A 20,717-nucleotide genomic window follows, 5' to 3' on the forward strand; every position below is an offset into this window, starting at 1 on the left:
ACTGTTATAAAACTTTTCCTAAACATCCGAGACATACCGGGCCAAGGCTTGTGATGAATCCAAAAGAACGCGCAGCCGAAGGGAAACAAGTAATGAAAATAGCCCTGGAACTAAAGGGAAGGAAGGAAATCGGATTTCCTCTGATAAATTTTCAGAACTTACTTTATTATAAGTTGAAATTCAGTTATCTTCTTGTTTGTAATTCGTATGAAACGTTCATCAAAACAAATTCGATCTGTTACCTTTTAATAAAGATGTACGGGATTTTTTAGCCGTTTTTCGCTAACAAAGTGTATTTCCGCAGTGGAAGTCAAGCATATTCTCTAAAAAGGGATAAACGTAAAAAGAAAAGTACCTTTATCAGGAGGCTTATAAAGTTGTATCAAGGGTTTTTTCCTTGTATTTATAGGTCACTTTGCTGGTAATTAACCTTTTAGCTTGTAAATTTGATTACTGACAAATAAAATCCTCTTCCCCTTAGAATCATATTTTACTCATTAAGCCCTCTTATATGACAAACAAACCTACCATTCTTTTTATTGATGATGAGCAGCAAAACATAATAGCTTTTAAAGCCAACTTCAAGCAAGAGTACCGGATCTATTCGGCCCAAAGTGCAAAGGAAGGTTTGGAGATCTTAAAAAAGCACGAAATTTATGTAGTATTGGCCGATCAATATATGCCTGGAATGACCGGTATTGAAATGCTGGAATGTGTGGCCTCCTCGTATCCGGAGGTAGGCAGAATGGTGGTGACAGGAAATAGCCAAAATCAGGACCTGTTGGATGCCATCAACCGTGGGCAGGTGGCACGTTTCATCCTCAAACCCTGGAAGAGTGAAGAACTGAAAATGACCATTGATAGCGCCATAGAGGCCTATGAACTGAAGAAAAAGAACAAATATTTGATACAAGACTTGACCAAAATCAATTCGGAACTTGAGAAAAAGGTAGAGGAGCGTACCGATGAACTCCAACAAAAAAATGCCCAATTGATCGAGTTGAATAAAGAAAAAAATCAACTGATCAATATTGTTGCCCATGATTTGAAAAGCCCCTTAAGTCATATAATCGGCCTAATTCATATTATTCAATTGACATCACACAATTTAACACCGGAACAAAAAAACTATATAGAACTTATTGACCAGTCTACCAAGCGGCTCAGTAATATGATTACACAGATCCTGGATGTCAATAAACTGGAATCTAAAAGTGTAACCGTCAACCTGGAATTGACACCTCTATATCCTTATCTGGAAAATGTAGTACAAAGTTATCAATCAAGGGCCTCCGAAAAGCAAATTCAGTTGTTTCTGGAGGTGGAAGACAAATCCGTCAAAGCGCTGATCGATCCTTCCCTGGTAGAACAAATTTTCGAAAATTTGCTTTCCAATGCCGTGAAATTTTCTCCCTCCGGCAAACAAATCACTGTAAGGTTACGGGCTTCGGACGGCCGTTGTAGAGTGGAAGTAGAAGATCAGGGGCAGGGGATTAAAAAAGAAGAACAGAAGTATTTATTTAAGAAATTCAGAAAATTATCTTCTTTACCTACTGCCGGTGAACCCTCCAATGGCTTGGGCCTTTCGATTGTAAAAAAACTGGTAGAAGAGATGAAGGCTGAGATCACTTGCGAAAGCGAACTGGATAAAGGAGCAACCTTTACCGTGGATTTTCAAACGGTAAAAAACGTCCAAACAACAACTTAAGAGGGGCGAAAGTACGAACATGCCGGATAGGATAAATTCATCGTTAAGGGTATGGATGCCGTATAAGCCAACAGTCCCCAAGAAAAAAGGATCATGAGAATGGATGGGGACCGATAATTGAATGTTGAACCCATGACCACTGGCAAAGGCCCTGTCAGTAGGTCCATAAGATATATTACGAATGAGTAACCCTGAGAAAATCAGACTGAGAATCACCCGGAATAATCATGGGTGGAAAACTTGGGGACCCTATTTGTCCGAGAGGCAATGGGGAACCGTCAGAGAAGATTATAGCGAGCATGGAAATGCCTGGGACTCCCTGACACATGACATGGCACGGAGTAAAGCGTACCGTTGGGGAGAAGACGGAATTGCCGGTATTAGCGACAATCAACAGTTTATCTGTATGGCTTTTGCCTTTTGGAACGGCCAGGATTCCATCCTCAAAGAACGCTTGTTTGGCTTGAACAACGGAGAAGGCAATCATGGGGAAGATGTAAAGGAGGTGTACTATTACCTGGACTCTACGCCTACACATTCCTATATGAAGATGCTGTACAAATATCCGCAAAGTGAATTTCCCTATATGCATTTGGTGACAGCTAACCGGAACCGGACCAAATCAGAGCCCGAATACGAATTGGTAGATACGGGAATTTTTGATAAAGACGAGTATTTTGACGTTTTTATTGAATATGCCAAAGCGGATGAAAATGATATTTTAATCAGAACCACCGTGCATAACCGCTCTAAAAAGAAGGCCCCTTTTCACCTGATTCCCACATTGTGGTTCCGGAACACTTGGTCTTGGGGCTTGGATAGCTATCAGCCCAAAGTGTATTGTCAACCGGGGCTTCCATTGCTGCTAGAGCATCGGGAAGTGGGCAATTATCAGTTTTACTACAAAGGGAATCCTGAATTGTTGTTTTGTGATAACAATACCAATATCGAGCGCTTTGAAGGAGTAACAGAGACCAATAAGTATTACAAAGACGGGATCAATAACTTTATCACCAGCGGGGACCGGCAGTACGTTAATCCCAACCTGCAAGGTACCAAAGCCGGCTTGCACTACCAGGTAATGTTGGAAGGGCAAGCAAGTAAAGTATTTGAATTTCGGCTCTCTCAAAAAAACAGAGAACACCCTTTTGACGATTTTGACGAGGTATTCGATAAGCGGCTTCAGGAAGCAAACCTCTTTTATGAGGAAATGCAACAAAAAGTGACGGATCCCGATTTGAAAAACATCCAACGGCAGGCCTATGCCGGAATGATGTGGAACAAACAGTTTTATTATTACAATGTGGATCAATGGATTAAAGGGGACCCCGTGCAGCCCAAAATGCCCAAATCCAGAAAACACGGGCGAAATAGCCGTTGGCGGCATTTGGTCAACCACAACATCATCAGCATGCCTGACAAATGGGAGTATCCCTGGTATGCCGCCTGGGACTTGGCTTTTCACTGTGTCACCTTAGCCAAAATAGATCCCGAATTTGCCAAAAGACAGCTTCTGTTGCTTTTGCGCGAATACTATATGCATCCCAATGGGCAAATTCCGGCTTATGAGTGGAGTTTTAGCGATGTAAACCCTCCCGTACATGCCTGGGGCGCCTGGAAAGTGTATACCATTGACAAGGCGATGAACGATGGGGTGGGAGATACGGACTTTTTGGCCAAAGTCTTTGTCAAGTTACTGATGAACTTTACTTGGTGGGTCAATCAAAAAGACAGTGATGAAAATAACTTGTTTGAAGGGGGCTTTCTTGGCTTGGATAACATCGGGGTATTTGACCGGAATACTCCGGTAATTCTGGGGGCTTCCATTGAACAAGCCGATGCCACGGGATGGATGGCAATGTATTCTTTGAATATGTTGAGAATTTCTGCGGAATTGTCAAAAGACAAGGGCTATTACCAGGAAACGGCTTCCAAGTTTTTTGAACACTTCCTGATGATTGCACAGGCCTTGACCTCTGTGGACGAGAAGGGTGATTCGCTATGGGATGAAGAAGATGAATTTTATTACGATAAAGTACACCTCCCACACCAGGCAGGGAAGCTATTGAAAGTCCGTTCTTTGGTAGGGTTGCTGCCTCTGTTTGCCGTAGAAGTATTCTCCCATGGACTATTGCAGAAGAATCCGGAGTTTACCCGGAGACTGGAGTTTGCCTTGAAAAACCGTCCGGATTTAGCCAACCTGATTTCACGATGGATCGAACATGGAAAAGACGAATCACGTATGTTGGCATTGGTCCGGAAGCACCGGATGAAATGCCTCTTGCAAAAGATGCTGGATGAAAAGGAATTTTTATCGGATTTTGGCGTACGGGCATTGTCCAAATTTCACGAAGAAAATCCTTACGAATTCGTACTCAAAGACCAAGTCTATTCCATTAATTATATTCCGGGTGAGTCGGACTCCAGTATGTTCGGAGGCAATTCGAATTGGCGGGGGCCTATTTGGTTTCCGGTCAATTTTATGTTGCTAGAGTCCCTGTATAAATTTTATGAATTTTACGGAGATGCCTTGAAATTTGAATACCCTACCGGATCGGGACAGATGAAAAACTTAAAGGAAATCGCCCGGGCATTGACAGAGCGTTTGGTGAATATTTTCCGGAAAGGAAAGGATGGGAAAAGGGTAGTGTTTGGCGACAATGAAAAATTTCAAAAAGATCCTCATTTTAAAGATTATATTCTCTTTTACGAATATTTTCATGGGGATTCGGGACAAGGCCTGGGAGCTTCCCATCAAACGGGTTGGACAGGCCTGGTGGCCAATTTGATTGATGACCTATATGAAAAATAATTCGGCAACCGTCCAGGCTTTTACAACCTGGACGGTTGCTACTTTGCGTTCTAAGCTTCTTTAAAAGCCACTCTGAAGGTGGCCCCTTCTCCTTCTTTACTATGGCAAGTTACTTCACCCTGCATGGCTTTTACATATTTTTTTACAATCGAAAGACCCAAGCCAATAGATTGCTCTCCTCCGGTAGGTTGGGCCGATAATTTTTGAAATTTCTTGAATAAGTACTTCTGCTCTTCCGGCTTGATCCCTGGGCCTTCGTCTTTGATTTCAACAATGATTTTAGATGATTGATGGAAAATACGGAGGTAAATATTTTTACCATAAGGTGAAAATTTAATGGCATTAGAGAGTAAATTTTCAAAGACCTGATAGGTGTATTGATTGTCTAACCGGGCTATAAACCGGCCGGGTTCCAGGTTTGCAGTCTGCCATTGCAACTGTTTTTGTCGAACGTTGGACGTTAAGTTGTGAATACATTCCTGTAATATCCTTGCCAAGTCCACTTCGGTCCGTTGCAGGTTGGGTTGTTGCGATTCAATGGCTTCCAAGTCCAGAATTTTGGAAATCATCGAATCAATATAATTCACGGCATTTGTAATGATCCCGAAATCTTTTTTTCCCTCCTCATAGTCTTTTTGGAGTACAGCCGTAATCATTTTGATCTGGTGCAAGGGGTTGCGCATGTCGTGAGCCAAAATGCCAATCAAATGGTTTTTTTCTTGGTTGAGGGCCAGGAGTTTTGCATTTTGTTCTGTAATGCTCTCCTTTTGAGTTTCGATCTCCTTCTTTTGTTCCAGTACTTTGGAGGTACGTTCTTTCACCAGAGATTCCAACTTAATTTTTTCCTTTAAATGCTTGCGGATTCTCCATTGAATAATCGCCCAGAGGCAGAAAGCGGATAAGAGAAAATACAGAAGCATAGCCAGTTTGGTCAGGTACCAGGGGGGAAGTATGGAAAACGAAAAGCTGGCGGTCTTACCAATGGTACCTACACTGTTTTTGGCTTGTACATGAAATGTATATTTCCCGGGGGATAGATTGACAAATTCCCGCTCGGTTTGTTGAGTCCAATTCGACCAGCCTTGGTCCAAGCCATCCAAACGGTATTGATAAAGTATATCTTTGGGCTTTTCATACCAAGTAGCTGCTACTTCCAAATGCAAGCGGTTTTGTGAATAGGGCAAGCGCAGTTTTTTAGTACCGGGGGGATGCCCGGTGAGTTTTCCCTCGGGAGAAAGCGTGGTGCCGGCAAAAAGGACCGAGTCATTGTCTGCCAAACGGATTTTCCGGATAAAGGTATTAAAGGCCGGTTTGACATATAAATTTTGGGTTTCACCCACCATCGGATCATAATGAATCAAGCCTTTGGCCGAAGCAAAAAATACATTCCGGTTATCTATCGGGTAAATGGAAAAAAGCTCTATTCCTTGTATTTTATTAAAGATCTGACTCTTCACTTGATAGGTCCCGTCCTCTTGCAAATATGCCGTTTTGATTTCATTGCCATTCTGAAACCAATAATTGCCATAGGGGTCTTTGGCTAAGTGCTTTACGGGTTGTGTAAAATCAACAAAACCGGAAAAACCCGAATGAGGCTCAAAACCATTCAAGTCGGCATTATATTGATAAATGCCTTTGTTGGTACCAAAGACAACTTCATTGCCCAAGTCAAATACATAATTCCCCAAGTGGGAGGGGAGGCCATATGTCGTATCGTAAAAATCAACCGTCCGGGCTTGGCTGAGACTGCTATCGAGTTGTACTTTGTAAATTCCTTTAAAAGGGTGTGTAACCCATATTTGATTCTGAGTGTCTATGGCAACGTATTTCCCACACACATTCAGGCTTTCGATCATTTGGGTAAGTTGCCATTCTCCGTTTTCCAGGCTCAATACCCCTATTCCATGGTGATGTGTGCAAGCTAGTAGTTTGGTAGAATCATTTTTAAAGGGAATAATATTGCGCACCTCTTCGGAGGTGATTTTCCGGATTTTACCATTTCTGAGAGCATATAACCCTTCAGTATGTGCAAATAGCATATGCCGGTTAAATTCCCCGGTAAACCAACATTGTTCCTTGGAAGAAGGCAGTAATTGAAATTGCGAATGAAGTTTGACCGGGTTTTGATAATGTTGCCAAGGAATGGAGTAAATTCCTTGAGTCGTGCCTGTATACAGGGTGTCGTTGGAATGAGAGATACTCAAGGGAAGACCTACCGTTTGGAAAACCGAAAAGGGCGAGCTGATGGTGGCAATGACTATGCCGTTGTCCAGTCCCAACCATAAGTTCCCTGTTTCGTCCATCTCCATTGCCAGCACCTGATTGGTAGGCAAGCCTTTGGAGTGATTGATATGCTGAATGGGCTTACCGGTACGGTCTACAATCAAGAGGCCCTTGCGTTGGGTACCGATGGCGTAAAATGTATTGTTGAAAAAAGGAGAGGTAATCTTTTTTGCACAGGTGATCCGGGTGTTTTTCAATAAGTTGTCCACCCCGGTGATAAAAACTTGCCTCTGCCCGGTTTGCGTGTCGAGCAAATAAAAACCCTCTTCTTTTATATATATCAGGATTTGTGTGTGTCCTTCAAAGGGTAAAAGCGCTTCTACATGTTTGTCGGCAAAGAATTCGCCTCCGGGTACTTTGCATATTTTGCCCGTTTGATATTTCATCAGGCCCTTCCCCCTTTCTATAAGGTAATAAACCCCTTCAATCAAAGCACTTTGGGTATATTCGGTCTTGCTGTTGAAAATAGTAAAAGTGGCATTTTGATACACAAATAGTTGTCGTCTGCTCAGAAAAAACACCTGATCTTTTAAGGTATTCGTAGCCACAATACTCTCAAAGCCCTGTTGTTCGATAGGAAGTTTGTCGATCAATGAATGGAAGAGGAGTTGGCCGGATGAGTCCGGAGCTAAAAAGCCTAATTCAGCCTGGGCCCCTACATATATATAACCGGAAGAGTCGATGCCCAAAGAGCTCACTGGTGCTTTGTTAGCGATTTCAATCAGTTGCCATTGGTTGCCATCAAACTCCAAAACCCCTTCACCGTTGGCAAAATACATAAGCCCCCTGTGGTCTTGAAGGATGTCTCTGTTTTGAGCACTGGCCGCATATTCCTGACTGGTATATACCTCTAATAAGGGAATACCTTTGTTTTTAATTTGACCGGTTACGGAAAGATAACTTAAGAGGAAGAGTAGAAAAATCCAAGCTTTTAAGTTCACGTTATTCGCCCCTTTTGATTGATTAATTGTTTGGTTTAGTTTACTTTAAATCATCCGGCATCAATACTTAAGGTTGCCTGATTTTAGATTGATTACACAAATTTAAGGAATTGAACGCTAGAATGCTATGGGTAAGGAACCGCCATTTGAGATTATCTTTTGAGAGAAGCTGGCGGAACCCGCTATTCCGCTAAAAACCCATAGGCCAGACAAGGCAAGAGACAGGGCTTGGACCGGGGAAAAGTAAAAGAACAACTCTAGCGAAAATCCGCTCGGAAATGCAGCTGAAAAAGGATCTTTTTCAAAGGAAAAAAGCCACAAAAGAATAAAGGGAAAAACATTAAAAATGCCTGATAATTCCCTATATTTGACCGAAATTATTTTACAAATAAACGAAAAATTCCACATGAGTTTTATTCAAAACATTCACGCCAGACAAATACTGGATTCCAGAGGGAACCCCACTGTAGAAGTGGAAGTACTCACTGACAACGGAATAATTGGAAGAGCTGCTGTTCCTTCAGGAGCTTCTACCGGAGCACATGAAGCGGTGGAGTTGAGAGACAAAGATGCCTCTGTTTTTATGGGGAAAGGAGTGTTGAAAGCCGTAGAAAATGTGAATGTAGCTATTGCTGAAGAGTTGATCGGATTTTCTGTTTTTGAGCAAAACCTGATCGACCGTACCATGATTGAATTGGATGGTACGCCTAACAAAGGAAAATTAGGCGCTAATGCTATATTAGGCGTTTCGCTGGCCGTAGCTAAAGCTGCCGCAGTGGAAGCCGGTTTGCCTTTATATCGATATGTGGGGGGTGTAAATGCAAACACGTTGCCGGTACCTATGATGAACATCATCAACGGTGGTAGCCATGCAGATAACTCTATCGACTTCCAGGAGTTTATGATTATGCCTACCAATGCGGAGTCTTTCTCCCAATCATTGAAAATGGGAGTGGAGATCTTCCATCATTTGAAAAAAGTATTGGGGGACAAAGGAATGTCAACCAACGTTGGAGACGAAGGTGGTTTTGCTCCTAACTTGGGTAGCAATGACGAGGCGATTGAGGTGATCTTACAAGCGATTGAAAAAGCAGGGTACCGTCCGGCTGAGGATGTACAAATTGCTTTGGATGTAGCAAGTTCTGAGTTCTATTTGAAAGATGAAAATGTTTACCATTTCCATAAATCCAGCGGTGAAAAACTGACTCCTTCCGAAATGGCAAACTACCTGAAAGATATGGCGGAAAAATATCCGATCCGTTCTATCGAAGACGGTATGTACGAAGATGATTGGGACGGTTGGTTGGAATTAACCAATTTGGTTGGAAATAAAGTACAATTGGTAGGGGATGACTTGTTTGTGACCAATGTGGATCGCTTGAAGAAAGGGATTGACATGGGAGCTGCTAACTCTATCTTGATCAAAGTAAACCAAATCGGTACTTTGACCGAAACTATCAATGCGATCAACCTGGCAAAACGCAATAAGTACACCAATGTAATGTCTCATCGCTCTGGTGAAACGGAAGATGCTACTATTGCGGACTTGGCGGTAGCCTTGAACACCGGACAAATCAAAACCGGTTCGGCTTCCAGAACCGACCGTATGGCAAAATACAATCAGTTACTTCGCATCGAGGAAGAATTAGGCGAAATCGCTTACTTCCCCGGAGCTAATTTCTAGTTTTTCTGATATACTTCTTACAAAATCCGGCAATAGTATTAAATATTGCCGGATTTTTTTATGGATAATTTTTTGAAGATGAGATCTTTGTATTGCTAATTTGCTGAGGCTGTGAGCCAAGGATGTTGGTAAAATTTGTTTTGTGAAATACTCAAATTAACTTTTTGAAAAAAAATTACGTGATCAATCCTGCCTTTATTGTTTCTTGTATATGTTTGTTCTCGATAGCCCTGTGGGGTTGCCAAAAAGAACAACAAGCCAATGATGTGAAAGTTACCGAAACCGAGACGGTAACAACCTCCAAGGCTGAAAAAGAAAGCCAAAAAGCCAGTCCCCCGGCGGAATTAACGGGAGAAGTAGGAGGGGTGCCTATCCACTTAACCTATAGTCAACCTGCCGTACGGAATAGGGAAATATGGGGGCAGTTGGTGCCCTATGGCGAAGTATGGAGAACCGGAGCCAACGAAGCCAATATCATCCGTTTTGAAAAAGATGTATGGATTGAAGGCCAAAAACTGGGAGCCGGCACCTATACCTTGTTCACCCTTCCTGATGAAAAACAGTGGACCGTGATTTTCAACAAGGAAACTGAAGACCAGTGGGGGGCTTACAACTATCAACCGGAAAGTGATGCCTTACGGGTGACTGTTACCCCTCAAAGACAAGACAAAATCACGGAACGCCTTACCTTTTCCATAGACACGACAAACAAACTTATATTTCAGTGGGAAAAGCTGCGCTTTGACCTTACCCTCGAAGAGGCCCGGTAGGGAAGAAGTATGTAAGCCGGATCTGTTTCCCCTTGTTACGTTTATTTTATTATACGTTGTACACTATATTCTTAAATTATTCAATAATGAACAGGTTTTTTAGACTTTTAATGATTCCGGTTTTCGCGGGAGCATTGATGTCGCAAATGAGCTGCGAGCAACAATGTGCCACTACAGGAAATCAGGAAAATGTTTACCATGTCATTCCGGCTCCGGCGAATATGAAGCCCTTACAAGGGCGCTTCCCTATTTGTGAGCAAACGCAAATTTTGTATCAGGAAGGCGATGAACAATTGGCATTGGTTGCCGATTACCTGGCGGGGATGTTTACCGTACCGGCAGGGTTTACGCCTAAAGTACAAACAGGTACCGCCACGGGAAAAAATAATGTCCTGATCCAACTTGATGATAACATCAGCGAAAAAGAAGGCTATCACTTGCAAATAAGCCCGGAGCAAATAACCATCACGGCCAAAAATCCGGTAGGGGCTTTTTATGCGGTACAAACGATTCGGCAATTGTTACCGAGTGCAATTGAAAGCGGTGCACAGATGGCCGTAGCCGAATGGTCATTACCCTGTGTGGAAATTGAAGACGCCCCCCGTTTTGTATACCGTGGCTTGCACCTGGATGTAGGGCGGCATTTCTTCCCGGTAGAGTTCATCAAAAAATACATCGATATGTTGGCGATGTATAAAATGAATACCTTTCACTGGCATTTAACCGAAGACCAAGGTTGGAGAATCGAAATCAAAAAATATCCAAAACTCACCGAAATAGGAGGGTTTAGAAAAGAAACCTTAGTAGGACACGGGGGAGAAACTCCTTTTGAATATGATGGTAAACGCTATGGTGGTTTCTATACCCAGGAAGAAATTAAAGAAGTTGTAAACTATGCACAAGAAAAATTTGTGACCATCATTCCTGAGATAGAATTACCAGGACATGCCCAAGCTGCATTAACAGCTTATCCGCAATTTTCTTGTACCGGAGGGCCCATCGAAGTGGTGACCCGTTGGGGAGTGTTTCAAGAGGTGTTTTGCCCGAAAGAAGAGACCTTTCAATTTTTAGAGGATGTCTTAAGCGAAGTGATTGAATTGTTCCCAAGTAAATATATCCATATAGGGGGAGATGAATGTCCTAAAGACCGTTGGAAAACCTGCGATCACTGCCAGGCTTTGATCAAGCAAGAAGGTTTGAAAGACGAGCATGAATTACAAAGTTATTTTATCCGGAGAATTGAAAAATTCCTCAATTCCAAAGACCGTAACCTGATTGGTTGGGATGAGATTCTGGAAGGAGGGCTGGCTCCGAATGCTACGGTTATGTCATGGAGAGGTGAAGCTGGCGGGATTGAAGCCGCTAAGCAGGGACACGATGTGATCATGTCGCCCAACGGTCCTTTGTATTTGGATCATTATCAATCCAAAGCGGACGATGAACCGTTGGCTATCGGTGGCTTTACCGATATCAAAGAAGTGTATGAGTACGATCCTATGCCGGAGGAGCTTCAGGGAGAAGCGGCCAAGCATATCCTGGGAGCTCAAGGAAATGTATGGACAGAGTATATGCAAACCAGTGAACATGTGGAGTACATGGTGTATCCGAGAATGATCGCCTTGGCTGAAGTAAACTGGTCGCCTAAAGCCAAACGCAATTGGGAAGAGTTTACGGGCCGCTTAGGAACGCAGTTTGACCGTCTGAAACATCTGGAAATCAATTATGCACCGCATTTCTTTGATGTGACCTATGAAGCTTCGGTGGCCGATGGCAAGTTGACGCTGGAAATGCACTCATTGGCCAAAAAGGCCGAAATCTATTATACCTTGGATGGTAGTGAACCCAATGCCAATGCTGCAAAATACGAAAGCAGTATCGTATTGGAAGCCGGAAAAGTAATTGAAGTGAAAGCGGCTACTTTTAAAGAAGGTGCAGCGCTGGGGAAAGTTACTTCCAAAACGTTGTACACTCACCTGGGAGTAGGGAAAGAAATCAACCTGGATGGATACGAACGTGAGAAGCCCGCACCGGCAATATTGATGGATGGGCAGAGAGGTGCTTATAACCACCGCTGGGAAGGTAGTTGGATTGGCTTTAGAAAGGACCTGACCGCTACGGTTGACTTGCAGGAAGAAAAGTCTTTAAGCAAAGTAGTAGTAGCTACTCAAAGCCGGGTCAAAAGCGGTATTTACCCTCCTTCTCAGGTGGAAGTATTGGTATCGGCAGATGGAAAAAGCTTTAGCCCGGCAGGACAAACAACTGTAGATATTCAAGAAACCGGCAAATGCCAAATAGAAGTTTCTTTGGAAGCTGTAAAAGCCAAAGTCGTGAAAGTGATTTTGAGAAATCCGGGAATCATTGAAGAAGGCAAGGCCGGAGCCGGAAAACCTGCTCTTGTCATGTTAGATGAAATCGTGATTTTATAAATAGAAAATACTTCAAACACAAAGTCCCATCGAGCTTCATTGTAGTTACTCGATGGGACTTTTTATCTACAGCGTTTGGCTAAGACCTTAGCTTTTCATCTCCATCGGTTGCCCGGTAGCTTCCAGTACGTTCCACCAAAGTTCTCCTTGCAAATCAATTTTCATCCGCTCTTTTACCGCTACCGGAATCGGTAAGTGGATAAACTGATTGTTCCACCTGCCTACGACAAAGCCCGTTTTTCCGGCCATGGCTCCGTGCACTGCATTCAAGGCCAGTTTTCCACAGAATACACTGTCACTGGCATTTGCCGGAGCACTGCGGATAATATAACTGGGGTCGATGTATTTGACAGTGGCAGGCATATTTTGCTTTTTAAAATGCTCCACAATTTTATCTTTCAAGAAGATCCCGATATCATGATATTTGATATTTCCCGAAGCATCCGTGCCCAACTCATTGTTAAACAAAAACTGCCCGGCTCCTTCGGCTACCACTACCAAGGCGTGTTTGGTTTTGGCAAGCCTTCGTTGGATGGCCGCCAATAGTCCGTTTTCCCCTTCCAGTTCAAAGTCCATTTCCGGAATGATGACAAAATTGACATCGGGCATGGAGAGGGCCGCATTTACCGCGATGAACCCCGAATCCCTTCCCATCAATTTTACGATGGCGATACCGTTGTAAGCGCCTTTGGCTTCATTATGCGCATCCCGGATGATAGGGTTCGCAGTCGTAAAGGCCGTTTCAAACCCGAAAGACTTTTCGATAAAGTTGATATCGTTATCAATGGTTTTGGGAATCCCGGCCACGGCAATTTTCAAGCCTCTCCGTTCAATCTCCTCCACAATGGCTTGAACACCCCGTAAGGTTCCGTCTCCCCCAATGGCAAACAAGATATTGATATTATGGCGGTCCAGTGTATCTACTACTTCCGATACATTTTGTTTCCCCCGGGACGAGCCCAGGATGGTTCCTCCTGACTTATGAATATCTGCAACATTGCGTGGCGTAAGCTCTACAAAAGGGTGACCGAAAGAAGGAATAAAGCCTTCATAGCCATATTTAATCCCAATGGTATTGTTGACTCCATAGCGGTAATACAAACCCATTACCAAACCCCGGATGACATTGTTGATCCCCGGGCACAAACCTCCGCAAGTCACAATGGCGGCTTTGGTTTTGGAAGGGTCAAAGTAGATTTTTTCGCGAGGGCCGGCTTTTTCAAAGGCCAAAGGGGCTTCTCCTTTGGCCAGGCAAGCTTCAAAGTTCTTTAAAGAAGTATCATATAAAATCTTTTGGGTATCATCACTATAGTTGAATGTAGAAATTCCTTTCTGTTTGGAAAGCTTCAAGGGAGAATCCACATGACAGGGTCCTAAGGAAGGAATAGTTAGATCAAGTTTCATTTTTGTAAGATGTTCTGATTTACGTTGCATAACCCAAAAATACAGAATAGACGACTCTTATCCGTTCCGGAAGCGATTAATTATTAGTTCAATTCCCATCAACTTTTTGTGCAGTAATACGAAGCTTCTCTGACGGGGTACAAATCCCTTGTCAATACACTGGAATAAGTGAGAAATCATCTTTTTTGTTTTGAGGCTTTCATCTATGTCTTTTTACCTTTGGCAAGGTGAAAAAGTACAGGAAACATTTTGAGTATACTTTCATTGTCAGAAAATTTCAACAATGTAAAAATGCTCTGAATAGTACAATGAAAATAAGTTGTGTCGGTCTGAAAAAAGAATTGTCTGAAGGCGCTTATGAAGTGTCATTTGATCACAAACCTTTGCCCATTCGTACCAATTATGCATTCTATGTTTTTTTTTGACAAAAGTCCGTGTTGCTTTGCATTCTCTTGGAAAAGGACAATTTGGTATTTCTGTAAAGAAATACATTTACCCCCGAACGGGGGGTGAAATTTCCTTTGCTATGGCGAATGGTCAACACTTGAAATATACGTTGATATTTGGAGCGTAAAACGTTTATCCGCTTCAACTGCCACTAAAATACTTTAATGTTGAATTCATCAAATTCTTTAAACAAGGAGTTATCCATACGCGTAATAACCGTAGGTTTAACCACATACACATTCACACATCAATCAGCTTTTTTAAATTTTTTTAATTTTTAACCATTCATGATACCCAGTATTCGAGTTATTACAAGTCTGTTAATCTTAGGACTGTTTATTCAAATCCCTGTGCATGCCCAGGAAAAAGTTACTCTCAGCGGTTACGTTCGCGATAAAGATACCGGAGAAGAATTGATAGGGGCCAGTGTGCTTATCAAGGAACTTTCCACCGGTAACATCACCAATGTATATGGCTTTTATTCGGTTTCCATTCCCGCCGGTTCCTATACCGTACAGTACAGTTATGTAGGCTATTTGCCAGTTGTTCAAAATATGGATCTAACCACTGACAAACAGTTGAATATCGAGTTGGCTGCGGTACAAGAAGAACTGGAAGAAGTGGTGGTAATGGGCGAAAAAGAAGACGCTAATATCAGTAGTGTGGAGATGAGCGCCAACAAACTGGAAATGAAAACGATCCAGAAAATGCCGCCTTTGTTGGGAGAAGTAGATTTGATCAGAAGTATTCAATTATTACCAGGAGTCACTACCGTAGGTGAAGGAGCCAGTGGCTTTAATGTACGAGGCGGTGGTGTAGGCGAAAACCTGGTATTGCTGGACGAAGCTCCGGTATATAATTCCTCACATATGTTTGGCTTCTTTTCCGTGTTTAACCCGGATGCTGTCAAAGATATGAAATTATTAAAAGGAGGTATTCCTGCTCAATTTGGCGGTAGAACCTCATCTATCCTGGATGTGCGCATGAAGGAAGGTAACAGTAAGCAATTTACCGGTTCCGGAGGAGTGGGTTTGATTTTCAGTCGCTTGACCTTGGAAGCGCCTATCGTTAAAGACAAAGGGTCCTTTATCATTTCCGGAAGAAGGTCTTATGCCGATATTTTAGCCAAGCCTTTTTTGAACGAGGACTTGGAAAATAGTATCTTTTATTTCTATGACCTTACGGTAAAAGCCAATTACCGTTTTGGTCAGAAAGACCGTTTGTTCCTTTCAGGGTACTTTGGCAAAGACAAGTTTGATGCGGACGATATCTTTAAGTCCAACTGGGGGAACAAAACGGGTACCTTACGTTGGAACCACCTGTTTAACGATCAACTCTTTTTTAACCTCTCTTTGTTTTATAGCGACTACGATTACAACTTGAATTTTGGAAAGCAAGAAGATTCCTTTGAATGGGCGTCACGAATTGTGAACTATAATGTCAAACCGGAATTTATCTTTTATCCTAACACCAAAAATGAAATTACTTTTGGTGGCCAGTTGACATTTTATGACTTCAAACCGGGAGAGGCCACGGGAACCAGTGCCGGAGATGAGATAGATATCAGTCTGGATAATAAATATGCCATGGAAGGGGCCGTTTATGCCGGTAATGAGCAAACCTTGAGTGACCGGTTGACTTTGCAATATGGACTCCGCTATTCTTTCTTTAATTACCTGGGGAAAGGAACCTCCTATGAGTACGATCAGAATGGAGAAAAAGGAGAACAAAAAGAAGTGATTGGCTCCAAAGAATGGGGCAAAGGGGAAGTAATCGAAACCTATCATAACCTGGAACCCCGTTTGGCGTTGAAATATGAGCTGAATCCATCCAGTTCTTTAAAAGCCAGCTACAACCGCATGGTACAATACATCCATTTGGTATCCAATACCACGGCTTCTACTCCATTGGATGTGTGGACCCCGAGTACGAATAACATCAAACCGATGAAGGTAGACCAAGTGGCTTTGGGGTATTTCAAAAACTTCAAAGATAATGTGTATGAAACCTCGGTAGAAGTGTATTACAAAGACTTTCACGATGTGGTGGAATACATTGACGGGGCCGACCTATTGTTAAATGAATACCTGGAAGGAGAACTGTTAGCCGGAGTTGGCCGGGCTTACGGAGTGGAATTATACGCCAAAAAGAATAAGGGCAAACTGAACGGTTGGGTGAGTTATACCCTTTCCAGAAGTGAACGAAAAGTGGAAGGAGTCAATAAGGATAAGTGGTTTCCGAACCGCTTTGATCAAACCCACAATTTGAGTGTAGTGGCTTTTTACGAATTGAATAAACGCTGGAGCGTTTCCGGAAATTTTAGCATGATTTCAGGAACGCCAACTACTTTCCCGACGAATCGTTTGGAGTACCAGGGGTACATCATCCCTCATAACTACAACGATACCCGCAATAATTACCGGATTCCCTTGTATCACCGTCTGGATTTATCGGCAACTTTACACGGGAAGAAAAAAGAAGGACGTAAATGGGAAAGCTTCTGGGTATTTTCCTTGTACAATGTTTATAACCAGAAAAATCCGTTTTCTATCGCCTTCCGTCAACAAACTGACCGGATAGCTGCCGGTAATAATATTCCAACCGAGGCGGTGAAGTTGTCGGTATTCGGAAGTATCATTCCTTCGGTTTCATACAATTTTAAATTCTAAATCATCCCTGATACAGAGAATTAATAGCGTGAAGTATTTATCAATTCACTTAAAAGCATTAATCGGAATAAAAATGAAACATATCAATCCTATCTATAAAGTTCTTTGTTTGCTGTGGGCCGTTGTCGGGCTGACAGCTTGTGAAGATGTCATTGATGTCGATTTGGATAAAGGAGAACCTCAACTAGTGGTCGATGCCTGGGTGACCAACCAACCGGGTGCGCAAACCATCAGGCTGACCTGGAGCGCTCCTTATTTTGACAGTGCCCCGGCCAAAGGCGTTGAGGATGCGGAAGTAAGTATCAAAGATAGTGAGGGCAATGTGTATACGTTTGAAAACCAAAACAACGGGGATTACACTTGGGCACCGGCAAACCCTGATGAACCTTTAGGAAAAATTGGCAATAAGTATACCCTGACAATCCGGCAAGGAGGCGAAACCTTTCAAGCGACTTCAAGCCTCAATGATGTTCCGGCCATCGACTCGATCGCGATTGAGTACAAAGAAAAATCATTGGAAGGGCCGGAAGGGCATTATGCACAGTTTTATGCCCGCGACTTGGAAGGCCTGGGCGATTGCTATTGGATCAAAGCCTACAAAAACGGAGTGTTTTTAAACAAACCTTCCGAAATTAATTTGGCTTACGATGCCGGTTTTAATAAAGGAAGCAAAGTAGATAACCTGGTGTTTTTAGAACCTATCCGGGAAGGGATTAATCCGTTTCCGGATGAACAAGAAGAAGACGATGAAGTGCCGCCTTATGCGATAGGGGATTCTATTTATGTGGAAATTTTTTCTTTAACGGAAGAAACCTTTGATTTTATGGTTTTTATCAGAGAGCAAATGCAGAACGGGGGCTTTTTTGCCACACCTCCTGCCAACTCTCCTACCAATATTGTTAACTTGGATGATAAATCCACCGTACAGGCCCTTGGTTTTTTCAATACCAGTGCGGTGTCAAGTTTAGGTACCAAAGTGACAGATAAGGAGTAATACCCTGGGGGTAATAATCCGAAGTGTAAAAAGAGGGAACGTATCTCCATGGATACGTTCCCTCTTTTACGATGAACGGTCCTCAAGGAGAGCTCAAAGGCCCTTGAGCCTTTAAGGCGTGTGTACAACTTTCAACAATTCTTTTTACCTTTGGCTTAGAAAATTTTTCCTCAAATGTATTTTATGTCTGAGATTGTGTAAAGCCCCTTTCGGAAAGAAAGGGTGGTATCAAGTCCTCAACCACTGAGGCAATGTTTTACTTTCCTGCAAAGGTCAAAGCACCTGAAGGGGAGAGGTATATCTTATTTACTAATCAGACATAACAATGCCCATTTATCAATTAAAAGATTTAGGCTGGAATACCTTTTTTGAATCATATTTCGAACATTTTTCTCAACGAGGATTTCAAGCCGGAAGAATAGCCGTAGAGCATAAAAATCAATATTTGTTATTTTCGGAACAGGGAGAATTAAAAGGAGAAGTGGCCGGTAAGTTGCTTTATACTGCCAATGCCGAGGATTTGCCTAAGGTAGGTGATTGGGTGGTGCTTACTGTATTTGAAGAGGAGCAAAAAGCTATTATCCACGAAGTACTGCCACGACAAACCAAAATCTCCCGGAAGGTAGCCGGTGAAAAGACCCGTGAACAGGTGATTGCATCCAATATCGACCGGGTGTTTATCGTGCAAAGCCTGGATCAAAATTTTAACTTGAATCGCTTGGAGCGCTATCTGGTGATGGTCTATGAAAGCGGAGCCCAACCTGTTATCATTTTAAACAAAGCCGACTTATGTAATGACCTGGCCGGGAAAGAGGCTGAAGTGGCGCAAGTAGCCATAGAAGTGCCTATTTTAATAATCAGTGTAACGGGTAACCGAGGGTTGGATCAAATCCGGAAGTTCCTCTCTCCGGGAGAGACCATTGCAGTCGTAGGTTCTTCGGGGGTAGGGAAATCCAGCTTGATCAACGCTCTTTTAAGTGAGGAGAAACAGGAGGTAAAGTCAATCAGTACGGCCAACACCAAAGGCAGGCATACCACCGTTCACCGAGAATTAATATTCTTGAAAGAAGGAGGAGTATTGGTAGACACTCCGGGTATGCGTGAGCTGCAACTTTGGGAGTCGGAAGCAGGAAGTCAAGAGATGTTTTCCGGGATCGAAGCCTTGGCCGGAAATTGTCATTATTCCAACTGCTCGCACACACAAGAACCGGGCTGTGCAGTACTGGAAGCATTACAGCAAGGAAAGATCAGTTCCCAGCACTACCGGAACTATTTGAAATTGGAAAAGGAACAGGCATATCTGAAAAGCAGGGAAGGAGAGCAGCACAAATACCAATACCGGAATAAAGAGAAAAAGCTCCATCAAGAGTACCAACGCATCCAAAAGTACAACCGGAGATTGAAAGACAAATAGGGAAGTTTACGTGATGTGTGCTTCCTACAAAGCCTGGGCAATATTGCCCAGGCTTTGTTAATTGTAGAAAAGTTTATAAATTCTAAGTTTAAAAGTAAAATTCATACATCCTTAATACTTCTTAGTTTTTTATCCATGGTGCTTTGGCTAATTTTCCACTTCATTAACAATTCGTGGATTTCGATAGATTTCGGATGTATTACCCCCGTAAGGGTTTGATTAAAGAATGAATACGTTTTATGCTTACAACTGAACAAGAAATTCAATTAGCCAACGACTTGAAAAAAGGGAATCAGGAAGCTTTGGGATGCCTGTTTGAGTTATTGCATAAAGAGGTGTTCACCTTTGTATTACCCTATACCCGTAACGCTACGGTGGCTGAAGAAATCGTACAGGAGGTGTTTATCAAACTGTGGGACAAACGCCATCAACTGAAACCGGAGCATTCCCTGAAAAACTTCCTGTTTAAAATGGCCCGTAACCACACGCTGGATCATTTGCGGAAAACGAAATTCGAAGTGGAATATAAAAATGAATTGAAACACACCAAAGCCACTGCTCACTCCCAAACGGAAAACGAATTAATTTATAGAGACCTTCAGGCTTTTGCCGAAAAAGCCATTAGCCAACTTCCTCCCAAACGCAAGCAAATTTTTGAACTCAGCAGGAAACAACATATGTCCTATACGGAGATTTCGGAATACTTAGGCATCTCCAAAAATGTAGTGGAAAATCAAATGGTCAAAGCCTTGAAAACACTCCGAGAATCATTGGGAAAATCGTTCTCCGTTTAAACATGCTCTTACCGGATATTTGTGATCCAAGCTTCTGGATGAATACGGTCAAGGGCAGAAGTGATAACTGTTAAATAGAGTTATTTGCCGCATTATAACGGGATGGCTGTCGAACCGTATTCGCCAATATATTAAACACTGACTTTGTTCTCAAGTTGACCGTATTGGGCATTCCACTGCTCCGGTTATCAAAATGTCCGGTGGTACGGTCTTTTGTCCAACTCAATCCTATGTTTTTTTATAGATACTTGAACAATTGCTTTGCTAAAAAAAGGTGAGTATCTACCGGTTTCCGGCTTATTCCTTCCAAACATCTAAAACCTCCTTCAAACCCCTGTTCTCTCCTTTATTATTACGGCAGAAGTTAACCC

Annotated in this window: 12 protein-coding genes; 9 read left to right on the forward strand and 3 right to left on the reverse strand. The window is 42.6% G+C overall.

Going from position 1 to position 20,717, the window contains the following annotated elements; translation table 11 throughout:
- The first annotated feature begins 511 nt into the window (after window positions 1-511).
- A complete protein-coding gene (locus AAG747_RS03380) occupies window positions 512-1,708 on the forward strand; it encodes an ATP-binding protein (protein WP_346819708.1) in 1,197 nt (398 codons plus the stop codon).
- Between the two features lie 181 nt (window positions 1,709-1,889).
- Window positions 1,890-4,520 (forward strand): MGH1-like glycoside hydrolase domain-containing protein, encoded by a 2,631-nt coding sequence (locus tag AAG747_RS03385; protein WP_346819709.1) that lies wholly within the window; start codon window positions 1,890-1,892, stop codon window positions 4,518-4,520.
- A 50-nt stretch (window positions 4,521-4,570) separates the two neighbouring features.
- Here AAG747_RS03385 and AAG747_RS03390 read toward each other — a convergent pair whose 3' ends face one another.
- Window positions 4,571-7,744, reverse strand: coding sequence for a sensor histidine kinase (locus AAG747_RS03390; RefSeq protein WP_346819710.1), 3,174 nt, complete (start codon window positions 7,742-7,744; stop codon window positions 4,571-4,573).
- A 406-nt stretch (window positions 7,745-8,150) separates the two neighbouring features.
- Here AAG747_RS03390 and eno point away from each other — a divergent pair, with 406 nt between their 5' ends.
- The 3 genes from eno to AAG747_RS03405 all read left to right on the forward strand — a co-directional run bounded on the left by eno (window position 8,151) and on the right by AAG747_RS03405 (window position 12,624).
- A complete protein-coding gene (gene eno / locus AAG747_RS03395) occupies window positions 8,151-9,428 on the forward strand; it encodes a phosphopyruvate hydratase (RefSeq protein WP_346819711.1) in 1,278 nt (425 codons plus the stop codon).
- A 164-nt stretch (window positions 9,429-9,592) separates the two neighbouring features.
- On the forward strand, window positions 9,593-10,198 hold the full coding sequence (locus tag AAG747_RS03400) for a DUF2911 domain-containing protein (protein ID WP_346819712.1): 606 nt from the start codon (window positions 9,593-9,595) through the stop codon (window positions 10,196-10,198).
- An 86-nt stretch (window positions 10,199-10,284) separates the two neighbouring features.
- On the forward strand, window positions 10,285-12,624 hold the full coding sequence (locus tag AAG747_RS03405; protein WP_346819713.1) for a beta-N-acetylhexosaminidase: 2,340 nt from the start codon (window positions 10,285-10,287) through the stop codon (window positions 12,622-12,624).
- Between the two features lie 87 nt (window positions 12,625-12,711).
- Here AAG747_RS03405 and AAG747_RS03410 read toward each other — a convergent pair whose 3' ends face one another.
- A complete protein-coding gene (locus tag AAG747_RS03410; RefSeq protein ID WP_346819714.1) occupies window positions 12,712-14,028 on the reverse strand; it encodes an ATP-dependent 6-phosphofructokinase in 1,317 nt (438 codons plus the stop codon).
- Between the two features lie 734 nt (window positions 14,029-14,762).
- Between AAG747_RS03410 and AAG747_RS03415 the strand changes: the two genes are divergently transcribed.
- The 4 genes from AAG747_RS03415 (at window position 14,763) to AAG747_RS03430 (ending at window position 20,346) form a co-directional block, all read left to right on the forward strand.
- A complete protein-coding gene (locus tag AAG747_RS03415; RefSeq protein WP_346819715.1) occupies window positions 14,763-17,144 on the forward strand; it encodes a TonB-dependent receptor in 2,382 nt (793 codons plus the stop codon).
- A gap of 73 nt (window positions 17,145-17,217) precedes the next feature.
- Window positions 17,218-18,138 carry a DUF4249 domain-containing protein gene (locus AAG747_RS03420; RefSeq protein WP_346819716.1) on the forward strand — a complete coding sequence of 307 codons (921 nt, stop codon included), beginning with the start codon at window positions 17,218-17,220 and terminating at the stop codon, window positions 18,136-18,138.
- A gap of 325 nt (window positions 18,139-18,463) precedes the next feature.
- Window positions 18,464-19,552 (forward strand): ribosome small subunit-dependent GTPase A, encoded by a 1,089-nt coding sequence (gene rsgA / locus AAG747_RS03425; protein WP_346819717.1) that lies wholly within the window; start codon window positions 18,464-18,466, stop codon window positions 19,550-19,552.
- Between the two features lie 239 nt (window positions 19,553-19,791).
- The gene (locus AAG747_RS03430) at window positions 19,792-20,346 is read left to right on the forward strand and encodes an RNA polymerase sigma factor (protein ID WP_346819718.1); all 555 of its coding nucleotides are present in this window, start codon (window positions 19,792-19,794) and stop codon (window positions 20,344-20,346) included.
- A gap of 70 nt (window positions 20,347-20,416) precedes the next feature.
- Here AAG747_RS03430 and AAG747_RS03435 read toward each other — a convergent pair whose 3' ends face one another.
- Window positions 20,417-20,572, reverse strand: a complete 156-nt coding sequence (locus AAG747_RS03435) for a hypothetical protein (RefSeq protein ID WP_346819719.1) — start codon at window positions 20,570-20,572, stop codon at window positions 20,417-20,419.
- Between the last annotated feature and the right edge of the window lie 145 nt (window positions 20,573-20,717).

The organism is Rapidithrix thailandica, from assembly GCF_039710355.1.
GTDB classification, from domain to species: Bacteria; Bacteroidota; Bacteroidia; order Cytophagales; family Flammeovirgaceae; genus Rapidithrix; species Rapidithrix thailandica.